Origin of the sequence: Neiella marina (assembly GCF_002165625.1) — a bacterium.
GTDB lineage: Bacteria > Pseudomonadota > Gammaproteobacteria > Enterobacterales > Neiellaceae > Neiella > Neiella marina.
The window spans coordinates 1-17,646 of sequence record NZ_NGNS01000037.1 but is presented as its reverse complement, the minus strand read 5'-3'; the positions used below and the strand labels follow the sequence as shown (position 1 = coordinate 17,646).

The window sequence follows — 17,646 nt, the reverse complement described above, 5'->3', positions numbered from 1 at the left end:
TATTCATAGAGAAACGCCCTAGGCCGTCAAGGCCTAGGGCGGTGAAAATATCCAAGACCCGTTATCCGGTAAACCGCAATGCCGCTCCTCTTAAGTGAACAGCATTGAGCTCATCAGCTGGGCTTTTTTATGCCGTTAAGCTTACAGCTGGGCGAGATGTTCGCGAGTGACCACGACCACGCCATTTTCAGTAATGGCGAAACGTTGCGCGTCTAACTCGGCATCTTCACCAATCTCAGTATTGTCAGGAATGACGCAGCCCTCATCGACAATGGCGTGGTGAATACTGCAGTTATTGCCAACACGAACATCGGGCAGCAAGATCGACTGATGTACTTCTGAGCCAGCTTCAATTCGAACGTTGTAACAACATAATGAGCGACTAATTTGCGAGCCAATGAATACACAGCCAGCTGAAATCAGAGAGTCTTTGGCACAAGCATGATGACCGCAACTGTCGTGGGACAGTTTCACCGGTGGCAAATGTTCTTGATAGGTCCAGATCGGCCAGTTGGCATCGTAAAGGTTAAGCTGGGGAATCGCGGTTACCAGATCCATACTGGCATCATAGTATGCTTCAATGGTCCCGACATCGCGCCAGTACCCCGGATTGCCGTGTTCATCCTCGTAGTGATAGGTCACTAGCTTATGGCTTGATAGTGCCTTAGGCAGGATATCATTACCAAAATCATGGCTGGAGTTTTCATCGGCGTGATCGGCGTGCAATAAGTCCAACAGCACCTGTTTCGAGAATACATAAATCCCCATTGATGCCAGTACATTGCCAGATGGTTGGGCATAGGGCGAAGGATCAGAAGGCTTCTCGATAAACTGGGTTATGGTGCCTTGGTCATCACATTGAATCACACCAAACTGGTGGCCTAATCGCTGCGGTACCTCAACGCAGCCAACAGAGACATCAGCGCCACGCTCAACGTGAGCGTGCAGCATGGGCAGGTAATCCATCGAGTAAACATGGTCTCCGGCCAAAATCAGCACGTACTCTGTGTTGACCATTTCCAGCATCTTAATGTTTTGCCAGATGGCGTCAGCAGTGCCGGTGTACCAACTATTGGAGGTGCCAAGGTGGGCGGGCAATAAGTTAACAAACTCGCCCATTTCTGACACTAAATGGCTCCAAGTGCGCTGAATATGTTGTACCAAACCAATGGCGTTGTATTGCGTCATTACGCCTATTCGGCGAACGCCAGAATTAATGCAGTTCGACAAGGTGAAGTCGATGATTCGATATTTGCCACCAAAGGGGGTTGCAGGTTTGGCTCGAACTCGAGTCAAGTTGCCGAGTCGGGTGCCTTTGCCGCCGGCAAGTACATAGGCAATAGTGTTTCTGGCTACTTCATCGATATAGCGGCCGGGAGGATTGATTAAACGCATGACGCGAACCTGGAGTGTCGAGGGGCTGCAATAAGCTTAGGACGCGAAACTGAACATGAGCTTGATCGGGGCCAAAAAATCGCTGTCAAAATTCTTACCAATAGTCAAAAATTGGTGACTTTTTGCTCAAAAAATAAATTGTGAAAGCTTCTATGACTATTTGTCGATACAGAAGTCACATTTGTTGTTAATGCGTATTTTGCTCGAATCGAAAGCTGCTAAAGTTGCAAGGGTTCGTTGAACCGCAGGGTTCATGAAACCCAAGGAAATACGTTGGGCTCCGAAGTCCTTTTGGACACCAACGTAGCTATACGGAAATAGTGATCGGCTTAAGAATCATGAATCCGCTCATCAATAGATGTCATTCTTATAACTAGAACCTGCTAACTAACAGCAAGCATGTATACGAAAGCACGCACAGATTGCTTTCAATGAGGTACCAACAATGAAAATGAGCCTGAATAACAAACTCGTTTTTGTCTTGGTGGGCTTTGGCCTTCTGGGACTAATCCTAGGCTGTGCTTTTTCCTATTTCAGCCTGCAATCGCGTCTGCAGGACTCCTACGATGCCGATCAAAAAGCCATGGTTGAATTGGCGACTGCATCTCTGATTGAGCCTGTTTTTACCTACGATTTTGAACAAAGCGAATCGATTGCCAAAGCAGTGACCAAGTCAGTCATGGTCGATGGCATTGATATTACCGACCATCGCGGCAAGGACATTGCCCGTATCGGTGACTTGTCTATGGGTAACGTGATTGAACAAGAAGTTGTTCGGGACGGTAAAGCCATTGGTAAGTTTAAGATTGCTTTTAATAAGTCGATCGTTTCCGATGAGCTTGGCGACCAGATGGTCTTTATGGTCATCGCCATTTCACTGATTTTAGCCATTGTGGTGGTTGCAGCATTTATCGCGCTACGCAGAATGGTAGTGGAACCAATCAACCACGTTGCCGAATCTTTGTATGAGATTGCCTCTGGTGACGGTGACTTGACCAAACGCCTCAATGAACAACGTAGTGATGAAATTGGTACCTTGGCTGCCAACTTCAACTTACTGATGGATAACCTCGCTAGCTTAATGTCCAACGTTGCCTCGGTATCGAGCAAAGTGACCTTGGTTTCGGACTCACTCGCACGAGGTGCTGATGAGACCGAATCGAATACTCGCGATCAGCGCAGCCAGATTGAGCAAGTAGCGACAGCACTGCAAGAAATGAGCGCTAGCGCCATGGAAGTTGCGAAAAATGCTGAAGACACGTCGGATCGGACCCAAGAAGCAATGGCACAGGTCAACAGTGGTGTCGATCAAGTGCAAGCCAATGCCGAAACTATTCATAGCTTGTCTGAGCAAATCAGTGCGACTGCAGAACGCATTACCACTTTGCGCAGCGCCAGTACCGCCATTGGCTCCGTGGTCGAAGTAATCCGGAGTATTGCGGAGCAAACCAACTTGTTGGCATTGAACGCAGCGATTGAAGCGGCGCGTGCCGGAGAGCAAGGTCGAGGCTTTGCGGTAGTAGCCGACGAAGTTCGTTCTTTGGCTCAGAAGACCCAAGAGTCGACCCAAGAAATTGAATCGATTGTGACTGAAGTACAGCAGAGTGCTGAAGCCGCTAATACATCAATGGCTCAAAGCCTAGGCTCCAGTGAAGAGGTTAATGATGCCGCATCTCGTGTCAGCCAAGTACTGCAAGAAATTCTTGAGCACATCGTGACGATTAACGACATGAATAGCCAAGTTGCGACAGCGGCTCAGCAACAAAGCCACGTGGCGACTGACATTAGCCAGCACGTGACTGCGGTGAATGACTTGTCGCAATCGGTGTCTGATAACGCTCAGGCGGTATCGACTCAAGTGCACGAGCTTGAGCAATACAACAACGAGCTATCGAGCAGCATTAGTCGCTTCCGTATCTAGTACGGCGATATCGCTCGACAATAAAACCAGCCTCCGGGCTGGTTTTTTATGTTCAGGACGAACGGTATTACATCCTTCGGTCCGTAGACAGCACGTCCGTGTGTTAATTCCGCTGCGGTGAGCTTAAACTGGATAGCGCATCTAATTAGTTTCGGCGAAGGGGCTGCGGACGGGACAGACGGTTGCGACAAAAAAGCCTCCAGATTCGGAGGCTTTTTACGTTCAACAACCAGCGGCAATTAGCTTTGCAGTAATTGTTGGCGCATGAATGCCCACTGCTCGTTGAAGTCTTGAGTTGGTGGCACTTTGAAGTCTGAGCGCACGTATTGCGAAATACGGCCTTCTGCATACGCCAGTAGTAAGTTGGCCAGCATGCCTTCATCGAGGCGGAAGCCAATGCCTTCTCGCAATGCTTTCTCCCGCAGCGCTTGTTTGATATGGGTTTGAATCTTCTCAAACAAGGCATGAATCCGGGCGCGTAGGCGCTCATTCTCGCCCATCAAAGCATCACCGTTCATCAGGCGAGTGATCCCTGGGTTACGCTCGGCAAAGGTCAACACTAATTGCAAAATCAACTGACAGCGCTGAATGGTGTCTTTCTGCTCGCTCAAGATCAGATTGATACGGCTTAAAATCGACTCTTCGATAAATTCAATTAAGCCTTCAAACATTCTCGCTTTGGACGGGAAGTGGCGATACAAAGCCGCTTCAGACACGCCGACTTCTGCGGCCAGTTTTGCCGTTGTGATTCTCTGCCCCGGAGAAGTTTCCAGCATTTGAGCCAAGCACTGCAAAATGTGCTCGCGGCGATTCATCTTGGGTTCTGGCGCTTGTGTCTCTGACGGCGCTTTGGTCTCTGACATAGTTACCTCCTAACGTCGGAGCGGGTACAAATTAGTTACTGCTTGCCGGAGTGGCCAAAGCCACCTTCGCCACGCTCAGTTTCGTCAAACGAATTAACGACATTGAACTCGGCTTGAACAACCGGCAAGAACACCAGCTGAGCGATCCGATCGCCGGGCTCAATGGTGAACACGTCTGAGCCCCGATTCCAACATGACACCATCAACGGCCCTTGGTAGTCGGAGTCAATCAGACCCACTAAATTGCCTAGCACGATGCCGTGCTTATGGCCCAAGCCAGAACGAGGTAAGATGGTCGCGGCTAGGCCGGGGTCGCCGATATGAATGGCAATACCGGTTTCGATGAGCTTGGTTTCACCGGGGCCGATAACCAATGGGCCATCAACACAAGCGCGCAAGTCCAAACCGGCAGAGCCTTCAGTGGCATAGGCTGGTAGTGGAAAGTCGCTACCAATACGTGAGTCTAAAATTTTTACGTCAATGGGTTTCATGATGCTTTATCAAACCTTATGGCTGTATTTGTTGCTGAATAAGTTGTAGCAATTGAGCTGCAACTTGCTGTTTGTTGGCTTGTTCAATGGCTTGCTGGCCGTCTAGCCAGTAAACGGTCAAGGCATTGTCATCGGCATTGAAGCCAATATTGCCATTGCTGACATCATTGGCGGCAATCATGTCTAGCCCTTTCGACGCCAATTTGCCTCGGGCATATTGTTCTATTTGCTGGGTCTCGGCAGCAAAGCCGACAACAAAGGTTGAGTCGGTCTGAGCGGCAACGGTGGCAATGATGTCGGGATTTTTTACCAGCTCGATGCTCAGTTGCTCGCCCTGCTTTTTCATTTTCTGAGAGGCAATGTTGGCGGCGCGATAGTCAGCCACTGCAGCACAGCCTATAAACACGTCTTGCTCTGCCGCAACAGCCAACGCTGCATCAAGCATTTGCTCAGCACTGGTGACGTCAACTCGTTGGCATCCGGCTGGCGTGGCTAGGTTGACGGGGCCGCTGATCAAGGTGACCTCTGCGCCCATCCGAGCGGCTTCTGCGGCTAGGGCAAAGCCCATCTTGCCGGAACTGTGATTGCTGATGTAACGCACAGGATCGAGTGCTTCACGAGTGGGGCCTGCAGTGATGGCTATCTTTTTACCGGCCAATAGCGGCTTTGGTAGTAAGAAGTCTTGAACTTTGACCAGTAGTTCGGCTGGTTCGAGCATGCGACCGGGGCCGACTTCACCACATGCCTGTGAACCTTGAGCAGGACCCCAAATGGGCACGTTGCGCTCAGCTAGCACCTGCATGTTGTGCTCAGTTGCCTTGGCTTGCCACATTTGCTGATTCATCGCTGGGGCAATGACTACCGGAGCGGTTGTCGCTAGACATAAAGTTGACAGCAGGTCGTTACCCATACCGGCACAAAAGCGAGCAATAAAATCGGCACTAGCGGGCGCGATAAGGACTAGGTCGGCCCAGCGCGCCAGTTCGATGTGCCCCATGGCTGCCTCTGCAGTGGGATCAAGCAAACTGTCAGCGACAGGGTGGCCTGATACCGCTTGCAGTGTTAGCGGTGTGATAAAGGCTTCCGCGGCTGGCGTCATGACAACGCGAACATCAGCACCGAGATCTTTCAGTCGGCGCACAAGTTCGGGAATTTTATAGGCAGCAATGCCACCTGTAATGCCAATTAAAATGCATTTATTGGTTAACACAAAAAATGGCCCAAAGTCGATGTATGTGGGCGTTACCTTACCACACACCTCGCGTTATTCGTACGTACTGACAAACAGCTTTATTGCTCTGCGTGATCTGACGCTTAAAGAAAATAATGGATTTCAATGCTTTTGATCGAAATTTGCGCAAGTTGTTCAAAATCGATAGTTAATTCCGCAGCGAGGAGGCCTGCTGAGATGCATCTCCTGCACGGGTTTGAAGCTCTGCTATAGTCAAACGGTAATCGCTACACAAGTACCGATTTTGCATCAATGCAAGGAGGCAAGTATGCAACTCAATCAATGGCCGGAGTCTACTCGGCCGCGAGAGAAGTTATTGGCGCAAGGCGCGCAAGCACTGACCGATGCCGAGCTGTTAGCAATTTTTCTTCGCACCGGGCTTCCCGGTTGCAACGTTGTTCAACTGGCTCATCAGTTGCTGGCAGGCTTCGGCGACTTATTTCATTTGATGGCTGCCAGTCAGCGCCAATTTTGTCAGGCTAAAGGACTCGGCAAAGCGAAATACGTTCAGTTACAAGCCGTGATGGAAATGGCTCGGCGGGTGATGGCAACTGAGCTGAGCCGAACTGCAATTGATGGTAGTGAAGCTGCCAAACGTTACGCGGCCAGCCACTTGGCTCATTTAGCCAATGAAACCTTTGCTGTTCTATTGCTGGATAGCCAGCATCGGTTGATTGAGTTCAAGGCGTTATTCCACGGTACGATTAATCAAGCCAATGTCTATCCGCGAATTGTGGTGCAGCAGGCGCTTGCTGCCAATGCCGCTGCGGTGATCTTGTGCCACAATCATCCGTCCGGAGTTGCTGAGCCAAGCAATGCTGATATTCGCATTACACAAACCATTCGAGACGCATTGGCTTTGGTCGATATTGCGGTGCTCGATCATTTAGTAGTGGCTCAAGGAGCAGTGACCTCGATGGCTGAGCGGCAGCTGATGTGAAGCAATTTTAATCATTTTCGGCCTAAAAGGCGGTTTTCTCTTGATCTTAATTTCATTCCGCTGTATAAAATGCGCCCTCTTGTGTCCTGGGCGACGGCCACATGCAGGATACAGTACGCTCGAGCATATTAAGAATTTTCGGAGACAAATCGACATGTCTAAAGTATGTCAAGTCACTGGCAAGCGTCCGGTTACTGGTAATAACCGTTCGCACGCGAAGAACGCGACCAAACGTCGCTTCTTGCCAAATCTGCAAAACCACCGTTTTTGGGTGGAATCAGAAAAACGTTTTGTGAAACTGCGTATCTCTACCAAGGGTATGCGTATCATCGACAAAAAGGGCATCGATGTAGTTCTAGCTGAACTGCGTGCCCGTGGCGAAAAGGTTTAAGGAGTTAAGTCATGGCTGCTAAAGGTGGACGCGAAAAGATTCGCTTGAACTCATCAGCTGGTACTGGTCACTTCTATACCACTGACAAGAACAAGCGCAACATGCCTGGCAAATTTGAAATCAAAAAATTTGATCCAGTTGCACGTAAGCATGTGATGTACAAAGAAGGCAAAATCAAGTAAATCTTGATGTCTTCTTAAGATTGAAAAACCCGGCGAATGCCGGGTTTTTTATTGCCTGAATTAGGGTAAGCTTGTCCGAATTTTTGCCGTTTGCCATGTTTTAAAATGGTCACAAAGGAGGGATGAATGGCTTTGAAGCTTTCGAAGCGCGGTTGGAACAATGTTCTGATATTCGCCATTTTACTCTTCATTATTGTGATTAATTTTTCCCAACAGCGGTTGCTCGACCATACTGAGGATTCGCCAATTCTGGCGCCGAGTGCGCAAGTGTTGTCAATTCAGACCGCAGTGCGGCAACTTGACCGCCTCGGGCCTAGTTGGCGTGCTAGTGATGAGGTCTGGAATACTGCCGCTGTTGAAGCTTGGCTGGCTCTTTGGTTTGAGCCTTATCCTGTCACTGATGCCAATCCCAATATTTCATTGGATAAAATGATTCGTATGCAGTTGCTCGCTCAGCAAGAGCCAATTGTATTTATACTCGATGAGTCGCTGTTGCGAATTCAGCCAGCCAATAGTGATTGGGCTTGGCAGCTCAGCCAGCAACAATTCGATGATTTCGCCCGAATGCTGATTGCGCCATAGGAACCGATATGCCTGAGCTACCTGAAGTTGAAGTCAGCCGAATGGGTATTGAGCCTCATTTGACGGCACAAACCATTACCGCTGTGGTAGTTCGAGATAGCCGTCTGCGCTGGCCCGTACCAGACACTATTCAGCTTCTGGTGGGGCAAACGATTGAGCAAGTTCGCCGTCGCGCAAAGTATCTATTGATTGATACTTCGGCCGGCACCGCTATTTTGCATTTAGGGATGTCCGGCAGCTTGCGGGTTGTCCCTCTCGCTACGCCAGCGGCGAAGCATGACCATGTGGATATTCAACTCTCTAGCGGCCATATGTTGCGTTTGAACGACCCAAGGCGATTTGGTTGCTTGCTGTTTGATCCGCAGCCCGAAGAGCACGAGCTATTGGCGTCGCTGGGGCCGGAACCGCTGACGGACGCTTTTGACGGCCAGCGTTTGTTTGAATTGTCGCGTAACAAAAAGTCACCAGTGAAGAATTTCATTATGGACAATAAGGTTGTCGTTGGGGTCGGTAACATATACGCCAATGAAAGCCTGTTTCGAGCTGGTATTCATCCGCTGCGCGAAGCGGGCAAGATCAGCCTTCAGCGCTACTTGAAGCTAGCCGAGCATATCAAGTTGGTGCTTGCCGCAGCGATTAAACAAGGCGGCACGACGTTAAAGGACTTCTCTCAAGTCGATGGTAGCCCGGGCTATTTTGCCCAGACTCTCTATGTCTATGGCCGTGGTGGGAAGCCATGCTTTCAATGCGAGCGGGAGTTGAAAGAAGTGAAAGTCGGGCAGCGCACCACGGTCTATTGTGGCCACTGCCAGCGCTAGGGGCGACTAGCTTGCTTTAGTTTTGAGGCGCAGCGCTTTGGCGACCGCTGGACAGACGAATTGGCTGACATCGCCGCCATGAAGCGCCACTTCTCGCACCAGAGTTGAAGAGATAAACGAATTCTCTTCTGCTGGTGTTAAAAACACTGTCTCTAGCTCGGGCATTAAACGGCGATTCATATTGGCGAGCTGAAACTCGTATTCGAAGTCGGAAACGGCACGAAGCCCTCGAATCAGCACGGTAGCATCATAAGCTTTGGCGAAATCAACCAGCAGGCCCTGAAAACCAACCACCTCTACATTATTCAATGCTTGTAGTGCTTCTTTCGCCATAGCGACCCGCTGATCGACGGTAAACCAAGGTTTTTTGCTCGGACTGGCGGCGATACCAACAACCACATGATCAAACAAGTGCGATGCCCGAGAGACCAGATCAGTATGGCCATTGGTGATAGGGTCAAATGTGCCTGGGTAAATTACACGAACGGTCATGAAGGCGAGTCCTATCGATTAAAAGCGCCAGCTGGCATATAAGCTAGTGCTGAGTACGTCGTAGAAAAAATCCGGAGATTTATCCGATTGTGGATCGTCCGGTAGTAAGCGGTCGCGAGCAACACGGTCGCCGTAACGTAAATCCAATCCGATATCTAATTGCGGTAAGACATTCAAGTAAGTTACACCGCCCCCCAGATGGTAACCGGTTTGTGATGCTCCAGTGTCCAATGATGCGGCGCCAATAAATGCCCCGAGGCGCCAGTCATCGTCAATGGCGTATTGATAATCGAGGGCACGAAAGGCAATCATTGAGTCGCCCAATATTTCATCAAATTCGAGCTGAAAGCCGAGCCAATGTTTCTGACTTTCACCAAATGGTCTGCGAACACCAACGGCAAAGTGGTAGCCAACATCTGAATCGTCTTGATTTGCTTCAAAGGCGGCGTCGCCGGTATCGAAGCTAACATCGTGATAGTTGACACCAACATTGGCATAAATTTCCGTTGCCTGTGCGGGTATCAGCAGGCTTCCAGCAAGTGCTATAAAGGCGACTATGGGTTGATTTACCATCTGACAAATCCTGTGGCTGTGGCGAACGAGTCGCCGTAAACATTCTGACCAGTTAACAATTCGGCACCAACTAACATACGACGAAAGCCATGAGTGTATTCGATTCCCAGTTCATAGCCATTGTCATAATCGGCACCGTAATAGTCTTCGTTGCTGATAAAGCGAGCTGTCGTCGTTAGGATTTGCAGGTCGGTGATTTCCCAGATCAGTTTTGCCATATGGGTGGTGGCTCCAACAGGTGGTTGCAAATCGCGATTTTGGCCGCCCCAGTGACCGATGACCACTTTTTCCTCGCGCAAACCATCACCGTAGTTAGCGTTGGTATACCAGAAGTTTTGCCAATCAGCGAATTCATAACTGAAGTCCAACTGTTCGGTTAATTTCGGCAGATGGACACCAAACATCATTGAGGTGTTACCCAAACGAAAATTATCACCATTGGATGTATCTTCACCGGCATAGGCCATGTAAACGGAAAATGGCATCTCTCCAGGGAAGGTGTAGCGGGTTGTAATAGATGTTAGTTGGTTACCGAAATCTCGTCCTCTATCACCGATGTTGTCTTGCCCTGAAGGATCCCAAAAGGCTTTAAATAAATCGCCAAAGCCATCATCGCGATCGCCACCACCATATTGCATCAAGCGATTAAAGCCGATGGCAAAACCATCAAGTGGCTGAAAACCAAGGTGCAGACCAAATAGCTTTGGTTCGCCTTTGACGCGTTGATCGGTGTCTTGACTAAGGATTAGTTTCGATGTCGACATCTCCGCGAGAAACATTTCATAAGTAATGCCGAAATCGGTCAACGGTACGGTGTTTGAAATGGTCACGCTGGCCATCGTTTTAGCATTCGTAGAAATCAGCATGTCGCTATCTTGAAACGGTCCAAACCAATGGGGTCGGTAACCAATATCGACTTGGGCCCATTCCGTACCAAATGACAGATAAGTGCCTTCTAGGTAAGACTCATCTTCGTGTGTTAGACCGCCGATGTTGACCCATACGTAGTCGTTGGGACTGAAATAGCCGGCAGCGGAGACCTCATAGGAGCTGCCTGTGGTTCGGCCTCGGCTATTGGCTAGCGTTTTAGTGTTGTCGAGCTTGTCGGTCGATGACAGCTTAGCGCTAGCATGTGTAGCACCAGCGGCTTCGTTGTATCGCTTGAGATAAGCTTTGATCGAGCGGCTCAAGGCCGGGTCGCGATCACCAAGTTTGGCTAACGCTTTGTAAACTGCCCGAATTGAAATGGGGCGCTTAATAATAGGTTCGTCAGCCAACACAAATAATCGTTCAACCTTGTATTCGATTTCCGGTGAAAGCTTGAGTGGTAAGTAGGGCGTGACGTTTTTGGCTGCTGCCAAACGAGGGGTGGCTAACAGCGCCAGGCTGAGTAAAACACCAAACGATGTGGCAAATATTTTTTTTGTATGACCCATGGAGGGCTTCCCTGTCAGGTTCCAGAATACGTTTTAACCACATCTAGCGGATAAAACAACGGCCAGGTGGTCGATTATAAAAGGATTTTTCCTTGATGTCAGATTGTGACCCGAGACAAATAAGTCAGGGGTCGGTTAAGCGAAATGGGAATTAGTTCGATATAGTGTCATTTCAGCGGCTTATGCCATAGTAGATCGAGTGACTTAACACGGACTGTGCGATGAAGACGAAAGAGCGCATTATTCAAGCCAGCATTGAATTATTTAATGAATTTGGCGAGCGGGCTATTACAACCAATCATATCGCTGCCCATCTCGGTATTAGTCCGGGTAACTTGTATTATCACTTCCGCAATAAAGAAGACATTATTCACAGTGTCTTTGAAGAATACATTAGCCACATGGAAACGGCTTTTAAGCCAACGGAAGGACCGATGACGGTTGGCAAGTTAGCCGATTACTGTGACGAAGCTTTTTCGAGCATTTGGCGTTTTCGCTTTTTCTATTCCAGTTTGCCGGGGATTTTGCTGCGCGACCATACTCTCCAACAACGTTACTTGAATGTTCAGGAAGCGGTTTCCGGTCGTGCCGGCGTGGTACTTAAAGCGCTGCGAGACAATGGTGTGATTATCATTGATGATCATGCCATCGAAGATTTGATTCAGCTGATTAAGTTAGTGGTGGCATTCTGGATTAGCTTTCAAATGTGCCAATCCAACGACGTTAAAGTTGAAGTGCCAGCGGTTTACGATGGCGTGGTCAAATTGATTGCGCTGGTGAAGCCTTATGCCTCAGAGGAGGCTCGCGAAGAGTTTGAGCGGTTGCAACAAAACTACCGAGCCCGCAGCGAACTGTAAGTTCAAGTTTCCAAACGGCGGCTTCTGCAGTCGTTGAAATTTTCATCGGATCATACACCGCTCCCGGGCTTGGCGTTAAACTACGCGGCATTCGCTCCGAGTCTGGGAAAACAAGCATGCATCCTTTATATACTGATTTAGCACAGCGCCTCGAAGACGTTCGTCAGCAAGGTTTATTCAAATCTGAACGCGCCATTGTGACCGCGCAAGACGCCGATGTTCGAGTTGATTCTGGCGATCAGGTCATCAACCTTTGTGCTAACAACTATTTAGGTTTAGCTAACCACCCAGATCTGCTGGTAGCAGCGAAACAAGGACTCGACCAATATGGCTTTGGCATGGCCTCTGTGCGCTTTATTTGCGGCACTCAGGACCAGCATCAGGCACTTGAAGCCGAGCTAGCTGAATTTCTTGGCACCGAAGATGTCATTCTTTATTCCTCATGCTTTGATGCCAATGCCGGGTTGTTTGAGACCCTGCTAGGTGCTGAGGATGCAATCATCTCCGACGCACTGAATCATGCCTCTATTATCGATGGTGTGCGTTTGTGTAAAGCCAAACGTTTCCGCTACAGCAACAATGATATGGCCGAATTGGAGCAACAGTTGATTGCTGCTGATGAAGCCGGCGCGCGCTATAAACTGATTGCCACGGATGGTGTGTTTTCGATGGACGGCGTGATCGCTAATCTTCCTGCCATTTGTGACTTGGCTGATAAGTACAACGCCCTGGTGATGGTGGACGATAGCCATGCCGTTGGTTTTGTTGGTGAGCATGGCCGAGGCAGTCATGAGTTTCACAATGTCATGGACCGTATCGACATCATCACTGGTACCTTGGGCAAAGCCATGGGTGGAGCTTCTGGCGGCTATACTGCAGGTAAAAAAGAAGTCATTGACTGGTTGCGCCAACGCTCTCGACCTTACTTGTTTTCTAACTCTTTGGCGCCAGCCATTGTGAGTGCGTCGCGCCATACCTTGAAGCTACTTCAGAATAGCGATGATTTGCGGCAACGGCTGAATCACAACAGTGAGTACTTCCGTCAACGCATGACTGACGCAGGTTTTACCCTCGCCGGCGCTGATCACGCGATTGTGCCTGTGATGTTGGGTGATGCGAAAGTGGCTGCTGAAATGGCTGACCGTATGATGCAACGCGGTATTTACGTCGTTGGCTTCTCATTTCCGGTGGTTCCGCAGGGCAAAGCTCGCATTCGCACTCAGATGTCGGCGGCACACACTCAGGCCCAACTTGATCGCGCTATCGATGGGTTCATCGAAGTTGGCCGTGAACTTGGAGTGATTAACTAATGGCGCAAACCATGAAGGCGTTGGCCAAGCTAAAAGCTGAGCCCGGCATTTGGATGACAGAAGTGCCCGTCCCAGAACTGGGTCACAATGATCTGTTGATCAAAATTCACAAGACAGCGATTTGCGGCACCGATTTACACATCTACAAATGGGATCAATGGTCTCAGCAAACCATTCCTGTGCCTATGGTGGTTGGCCATGAATACGCCGGTGAAGTGGTTGCTATTGGCCAGGAAGTTCGCGGTTTTGAAATCGGCGACCGAGTGTCTGGCGAGGGCCACATTACTTGCGGCCATTGTCGTAATTGCCGCGCTGGTCGTCGTCACTTATGCCGCAATACCACTGGCGTCGGAGTAAACCGGCCGGGTTGTTTTGCCGAGTACTTGGTGATCCCTGCTTACAACGCATTCAAGCTGGCTGATGATATCAGTGATGATCTTGCTGCCATTTTTGACCCCTTTGGTAATGCTGTTCACACTGCGCTGTCGTTTGATCTAGTTGGTGAAGATGTCTTGATCACTGGCGCTGGGCCAATTGGTATTATGGCGGCCGCGGTTGCTCGCCACAGCGGGGCTCGCCACGTTGTGATCACGGATGTTAATCGTTACCGCTTGGATTTGGCTCGGCAGATGGGGGCTTCGCGCGCCGTTGATGTCAGTCAGCAATCCCTTGATGAGGTGATGACAGAGCTCGGTATGACCGAAGGCTTTGATGTTGGCATGGAAATGTCAGGCGTGCCGGCGGCATTTTGCGATCTGTTGGCGAAAATGAACCACGGTGGCAAGGTCGCACTGCTCGGGATTCCACCCTCGTCGATGCCAATTGATTGGAATCAGGTGATTTTCAAAGGCCTAACGATCAAAGGTATTTATGGTCGAGAAATGTTCGAGACCTGGTACAAAATGGCGAGCTTGGTGCAATCTGGACTCGATCTCTCACCGATGCTGACCCATCACTATAAGGTTGATGATTTTCAACAGGGCTTTGATGCTATGTTGAGCGGCCAGTGTGGCAAAGTCATCCTTGATTGGACGTCATCGAAATAGCATACAACTGTCATGTCACTGTAGTGTCAGGCCGCTAGTCTGGCACTGCTTGCAGTACTTGACAGGAGTGTTCTTCGATGGAAATTTGTCCAGAGTGCGACGGTGCTGGCTTTTTGGTGTTGGTAGGGTCCAACGGTCAGCAATCTTACCGCGAAGTGTATAGCTGCGCGTTGTGTGGTGGCAGCGGAACCATTTCCGGATCACATGCGATATTGCAAATCAACGCTCGTCAACGTGATGTCAACGAGCGCTTGAAAGAAGCTTGAATAAGCCGGATCGCGCCGGCTGTAGTTGGCTGATACAATGACTCAGATTTATCAAAGGAGTCGTTGATGTCAGCCTTTTCTCGTATTTCCCCATCAGATGCCCAGGCGCTTTTGGCCAAGGGTAACGTTCAGATCGCCGATATTCGTGATGCCAATGCGTTTGGCCAAGGTCGTATGCTCGGTGCTGTGCGCCTAGATAACAACAATGTCGCCGAGTTTGTCCTTCATGGTGAGTTCGACCAGCCGTTAGTGGTATGTTGCTATCACGGTATTTCTAGTCAGCCAGCGGCTGAGTATTTGGCTAACCAAGGTTTCGAGCAGGTATACAGTTTGGATGGCGGCTTTGAAGCTTGGTCTCAGCAATACCCTAATGATGTTGAGAGAAGCTAACGATGCAATTGGGACGGCTTACTGATCCGCGGTTAGCGCAGGCGTTTGTGGACTACATGGCAGTCCAGCGGATGCCATGTGAAGTGCGTGTCGATGGTCACTACTATTGCATTGAATTGCTCAATGCTGAGCAGTATGAAGCGGCGCAGCAGGCATTTCAGGCGTTTGCTGAGAACCCTAATCACCCCCGCTATCGAAGTGCCTCGTGGCAGCGTGCCGATAACTCTGGTGCTCGATTTGATTATGGCAGCAGTGGTGCCCCCATTATTCATCAGATATGGCTGCATGCTGGCCCCATTACTTTAGTGGTTCTGATCAGCTGCTTAGTGCTTGGTTTGTTGAATCAGATTGGCTTAGCGCCGACGTTATTCAGCTGGCTGCATTTTCCAGCGCCATTCGCCGAGCAATGGCCACAGATTTGGCGGTTGTGGACGCCTGCGTTAATGCATGTGGCATTAATCCACTTGTTATTTAATGTGGTTTGGTGGTGGTATTTAGGTGGACGTATTGAGCGAGTCGTAAGCGGCAGCAAGTTGTTTGAGCTGTTTCTTGTCGGAGCGCTGTTTTCTAACCTGTTACAAGGTTTTTTAGTGGGGCCAAACTTTCTTGGCCTCAGTGGCGTCGTCTATGCGCTGCTGGGCTATGTTGCAGTGGTTCAGCGCAAACGACCTGAGTTGATGATGCCGCCGGCTTACATCGGTTTTATGCTGATTTGGTTGGTTTTAGGCTTCGTTGGAGTGCTCGGTCAGCAAGTCGCCAACTACGCCCATTTAGGTGGACTACTGGTTGGAGCTTTGCAAGGTTGGCTTGATGCCAGAAAGGTTAGGTAAACCGCTCAATCGCTGCGTTTTATCGCAAAACGCAGCAAACCCGTTAGCACTACCGATTAGTGGTAAAGGTACTTGGTAAAAAGAATATCCGCTGCTAGCGGTTGGCCGGTTTCCTGCTGCAGCAGGTCATTAATGGTCATTAAGCACTGACGACGAATTTCTTCACGACCGGCAAGAGATTTGATCTTATCTTCTGGTTGGCTACCAAATATTTCAACAACTGCGGCACGCAGCAATGGTGCATGGTGCTCGACCAATTCCAGGTTTTTATTACCAGCAACCATGATTTCGGCTGTCAGCCGGATGTAACCCAAGCTAGGTCCTTTGCGGATGTAGTTGGTCACTATATCGGGCTCAAAACCGAAGTAGGCATAGTCGCCATTCGGTGCTGGAGCGTTCTCTGCGACTACTTGATGCGAAAAGAATAATCCGGCCAGCAACATCCATGCTTTCCAGCTAGTCGAAAATTGTTTTGCCATGGTGCCTAATTCTGTAGTTTATAGTTCGACCGATATTGTACTGAGTTGAGCGCGTCATTGCCACCGCACATCCTCACTCTAATGCCACGGTGTGATAGCATGTTGGCAGCTACTCTGTGATTGTCTGAACAATGAAAATCGAATCAATTAGACAAGTTATGTCGGTATCATGGGCGGGATTATTTCGCCTTTGTCGATTGGATAAACCGGTCGGAATTTTACTTTTGCTATGGCCGACACTCTGGGCTTTACTGGATGCGGGGCAAGGCGATATATGGTCCTGGCCGGCATTGGCGCTGATGCTAGGAGTAGTGTTAATGCGCTCTGCTGGTTGTGTGATTAATGATTACGCCGATCGGCATTGGGATGGCGCGGTGGCGCGCACCAATACCCGCCCGCTTGTCACCGGAGAAGTTACGCCAACGCAAGCTCTAGTGTTTTTTGTGATCTTGTGTTTGATCTCGTTTGCGCTGGTGTTGACTCTCAATCGTCTGACGATCGCGCTGTCATTTGTTGCGGTGGCATTGGCGACAATTTATCCCTTTACCAAGCGCGTTACTCACTTGCCTCAGGTGGTGCTAGGGGCCGCTTTTAGTTGGGCGATCCCAATGGCTTATGCAGCGATTGAAGGTGTGGTGCCTGCTCATGCTTGGTGGTTGTTTGGCGCCAATTTAGCTTGGACAGTGGCATATGACACCCAGTACGCCATGGTCGATCGAGAAGATGACTTGAAAGTGGGAATTAAGTCGACTGCCATTTTGTTTGGCTGTTTTGATCGTGCAGCAATTGCTGTATTGCAGTTGATTTGCCTTGTCTGCTTAGTGGGGTTCGCACAAGCTTCGAATGCCAATGCGGCGTTGATGGCAGGATTGCTAGTGGCTCTGTTGCTATTTGCGTGGCAGTGGTGGCTGGTTCGCAACCGCCAACCTGAATGTTGTTTTCTGGCATTTCGCAGCAACAACTGGGTGGGGTTAGCCATTAGTGCAGGTTTGGCATTGTCACTCATTAAATAGATATTTTACCGACCAATGAAAAGGCCCGCATTTGCGCAATGCTGTTCACTTAAGAGGGGCGGCATTGCGGTTTACCGGATAACGGGTCTTGGATATTTTCACCGCCCTAGGCCTTGACGGCCTAGGGCGTTTCTCTATGA

General features: G+C 49.6%; 21 protein-coding genes. 13 read left to right on the top strand and 8 right to left on the bottom strand.

Features of this window, described 5'->3' with window-relative positions:
- Positions 1-141 precede the first annotated feature (141 nt).
- On the bottom strand, positions 142-1,395 hold the full coding sequence (gene glgC, locus CBE68_RS18340) for a glucose-1-phosphate adenylyltransferase (RefSeq protein ID WP_087507676.1): 1,254 nt from the start codon (positions 1,393-1,395) through the stop codon (positions 142-144).
- A 445-nt stretch (positions 1,396-1,840) separates the two neighbouring features.
- Between glgC and CBE68_RS18815 the strand changes: the two genes are divergently transcribed.
- Positions 1,841-3,316, top strand: a complete 1,476-nt coding sequence (locus CBE68_RS18815; RefSeq protein WP_087507675.1) for a methyl-accepting chemotaxis protein — start codon at positions 1,841-1,843, stop codon at positions 3,314-3,316.
- 239 nt (positions 3,317-3,555) lie between these two features.
- Here CBE68_RS18815 and slmA read toward each other — a convergent pair whose 3' ends face one another.
- From slmA to coaBC, 3 genes are read right to left on the bottom strand one after another with little or no spacing between them, the layout of a single operon-like run.
- Positions 3,556-4,179: a nucleoid occlusion factor SlmA gene (gene slmA, locus CBE68_RS18330; protein WP_087507674.1), complete on the bottom strand. Its 624-nt coding sequence runs from the start codon at positions 4,177-4,179 to the stop codon at positions 3,556-3,558.
- A 35-nt stretch (positions 4,180-4,214) separates the two neighbouring features.
- Positions 4,215-4,670, bottom strand: coding sequence for a dUTP diphosphatase (dut, locus tag CBE68_RS18325; RefSeq protein WP_087507673.1), 456 nt, complete (start codon positions 4,668-4,670; stop codon positions 4,215-4,217).
- 16 nt (positions 4,671-4,686) lie between these two features.
- Positions 4,687-5,880, bottom strand: a complete 1,194-nt coding sequence (gene coaBC / locus CBE68_RS18320; RefSeq protein ID WP_087507672.1) for a bifunctional phosphopantothenoylcysteine decarboxylase/phosphopantothenate--cysteine ligase CoaBC — start codon at positions 5,878-5,880, stop codon at positions 4,687-4,689.
- A gap of 289 nt (positions 5,881-6,169) precedes the next feature.
- Between coaBC and radC the strand changes: the two genes are divergently transcribed.
- The 5 genes from radC to mutM all read left to right on the top strand — a co-directional run bounded on the left by radC (position 6,170) and on the right by mutM (position 8,814).
- Complete coding sequence (gene radC / locus CBE68_RS18315; RefSeq protein WP_087507671.1) at positions 6,170-6,841, top strand: RadC family protein; 672 nt, start codon at positions 6,170-6,172, stop codon at positions 6,839-6,841.
- Positions 6,842-6,995: 154 nt separating this feature from the next.
- Entirely contained in the window at positions 6,996-7,232 is a 237-nt protein-coding gene (rpmB, locus tag CBE68_RS18310; protein WP_087507670.1) for a 50S ribosomal protein L28, read from the top strand.
- An 11-nt stretch (positions 7,233-7,243) separates the two neighbouring features.
- Positions 7,244-7,414: a 50S ribosomal protein L33 gene (gene rpmG / locus CBE68_RS18305; protein WP_087507669.1), complete on the top strand. Its 171-nt coding sequence runs from the start codon at positions 7,244-7,246 to the stop codon at positions 7,412-7,414.
- A gap of 126 nt (positions 7,415-7,540) precedes the next feature.
- Positions 7,541-7,996 carry a hypothetical protein gene (locus CBE68_RS18300; protein WP_087507668.1) on the top strand — a complete coding sequence of 152 codons (456 nt, stop codon included), beginning with the start codon at positions 7,541-7,543 and terminating at the stop codon, positions 7,994-7,996.
- 8 nt (positions 7,997-8,004) lie between these two features.
- Positions 8,005-8,814 carry a bifunctional DNA-formamidopyrimidine glycosylase/DNA-(apurinic or apyrimidinic site) lyase gene (gene mutM, locus CBE68_RS18295; RefSeq protein ID WP_087507667.1) on the top strand — a complete coding sequence of 270 codons (810 nt, stop codon included), beginning with the start codon at positions 8,005-8,007 and terminating at the stop codon, positions 8,812-8,814.
- 6 nt (positions 8,815-8,820) lie between these two features.
- Here the strand turns inward: mutM and coaD are convergent, their stop codons facing one another.
- The 3 genes from coaD to CBE68_RS18280 are packed head-to-tail and all read right to left on the bottom strand — an operon-like array spanning position 8,821 to position 11,315.
- The gene (gene coaD, locus CBE68_RS18290; RefSeq protein WP_087507666.1) at positions 8,821-9,306 is read right to left on the bottom strand and encodes a pantetheine-phosphate adenylyltransferase; all 486 of its coding nucleotides are present in this window, start codon (positions 9,304-9,306) and stop codon (positions 8,821-8,823) included.
- Positions 9,307-9,324: 18 nt separating this feature from the next.
- Positions 9,325-9,879, bottom strand: coding sequence for a hypothetical protein (locus tag CBE68_RS18285; RefSeq protein ID WP_087507665.1), 555 nt, complete (start codon positions 9,877-9,879; stop codon positions 9,325-9,327).
- Positions 9,873-11,315 (bottom strand): capsule assembly Wzi family protein, encoded by a 1,443-nt coding sequence (locus CBE68_RS18280; protein WP_087507664.1) that lies wholly within the window; start codon positions 11,313-11,315, stop codon positions 9,873-9,875. The genes CBE68_RS18285 and CBE68_RS18280 overlap by 7 nt, the downstream gene beginning before the upstream one ends.
- Positions 11,316-11,536: 221 nt before the next feature.
- Between CBE68_RS18280 and CBE68_RS18275 the strand changes: the two genes are divergently transcribed.
- From CBE68_RS18275 to glpG, 6 genes are all read left to right on the top strand, one after another.
- Complete coding sequence (locus tag CBE68_RS18275) at positions 11,537-12,172, top strand: TetR/AcrR family transcriptional regulator (protein ID WP_087507663.1); 636 nt, start codon at positions 11,537-11,539, stop codon at positions 12,170-12,172.
- 116 nt (positions 12,173-12,288) lie between these two features.
- On the top strand, positions 12,289-13,482 hold the full coding sequence (locus CBE68_RS18270) for a glycine C-acetyltransferase (protein ID WP_087507662.1): 1,194 nt from the start codon (positions 12,289-12,291) through the stop codon (positions 13,480-13,482).
- An 11-nt stretch (positions 13,483-13,493) separates the two neighbouring features.
- Positions 13,494-14,528: an L-threonine 3-dehydrogenase gene (gene tdh, locus CBE68_RS18265; RefSeq protein WP_087507677.1), complete on the top strand. Its 1,035-nt coding sequence runs from the start codon at positions 13,494-13,496 to the stop codon at positions 14,526-14,528.
- Between the two features lie 77 nt (positions 14,529-14,605).
- Entirely contained in the window at positions 14,606-14,794 is a 189-nt protein-coding gene (locus tag CBE68_RS18260) for a hypothetical protein (RefSeq protein WP_087507661.1), read from the top strand.
- A 66-nt stretch (positions 14,795-14,860) separates the two neighbouring features.
- Positions 14,861-15,184: a thiosulfate sulfurtransferase GlpE gene (gene glpE / locus CBE68_RS18255; protein ID WP_087507660.1), complete on the top strand. Its 324-nt coding sequence runs from the start codon at positions 14,861-14,863 to the stop codon at positions 15,182-15,184.
- 2 nt (positions 15,185-15,186) lie between these two features.
- Entirely contained in the window at positions 15,187-16,014 is an 828-nt protein-coding gene (gene glpG / locus CBE68_RS18250) for a rhomboid family intramembrane serine protease GlpG (RefSeq protein ID WP_087507659.1), read from the top strand.
- A gap of 56 nt (positions 16,015-16,070) precedes the next feature.
- On the opposite strand, the gene CBE68_RS18245 is transcribed toward glpG, so the two are convergent.
- Positions 16,071-16,493: a flagellar basal body-associated protein FliL gene (locus tag CBE68_RS18245; protein WP_229744815.1), complete on the bottom strand. Its 423-nt coding sequence runs from the start codon at positions 16,491-16,493 to the stop codon at positions 16,071-16,073.
- Between the two features lie 131 nt (positions 16,494-16,624).
- On the opposite strand from CBE68_RS18245, the gene ubiA reads away from it, so the two are divergent.
- Entirely contained in the window at positions 16,625-17,506 is an 882-nt protein-coding gene (gene ubiA / locus CBE68_RS18240; protein WP_087507657.1) for a 4-hydroxybenzoate octaprenyltransferase, read from the top strand.
- The last annotated feature ends 140 nt before the right edge of the window (positions 17,507-17,646 follow it).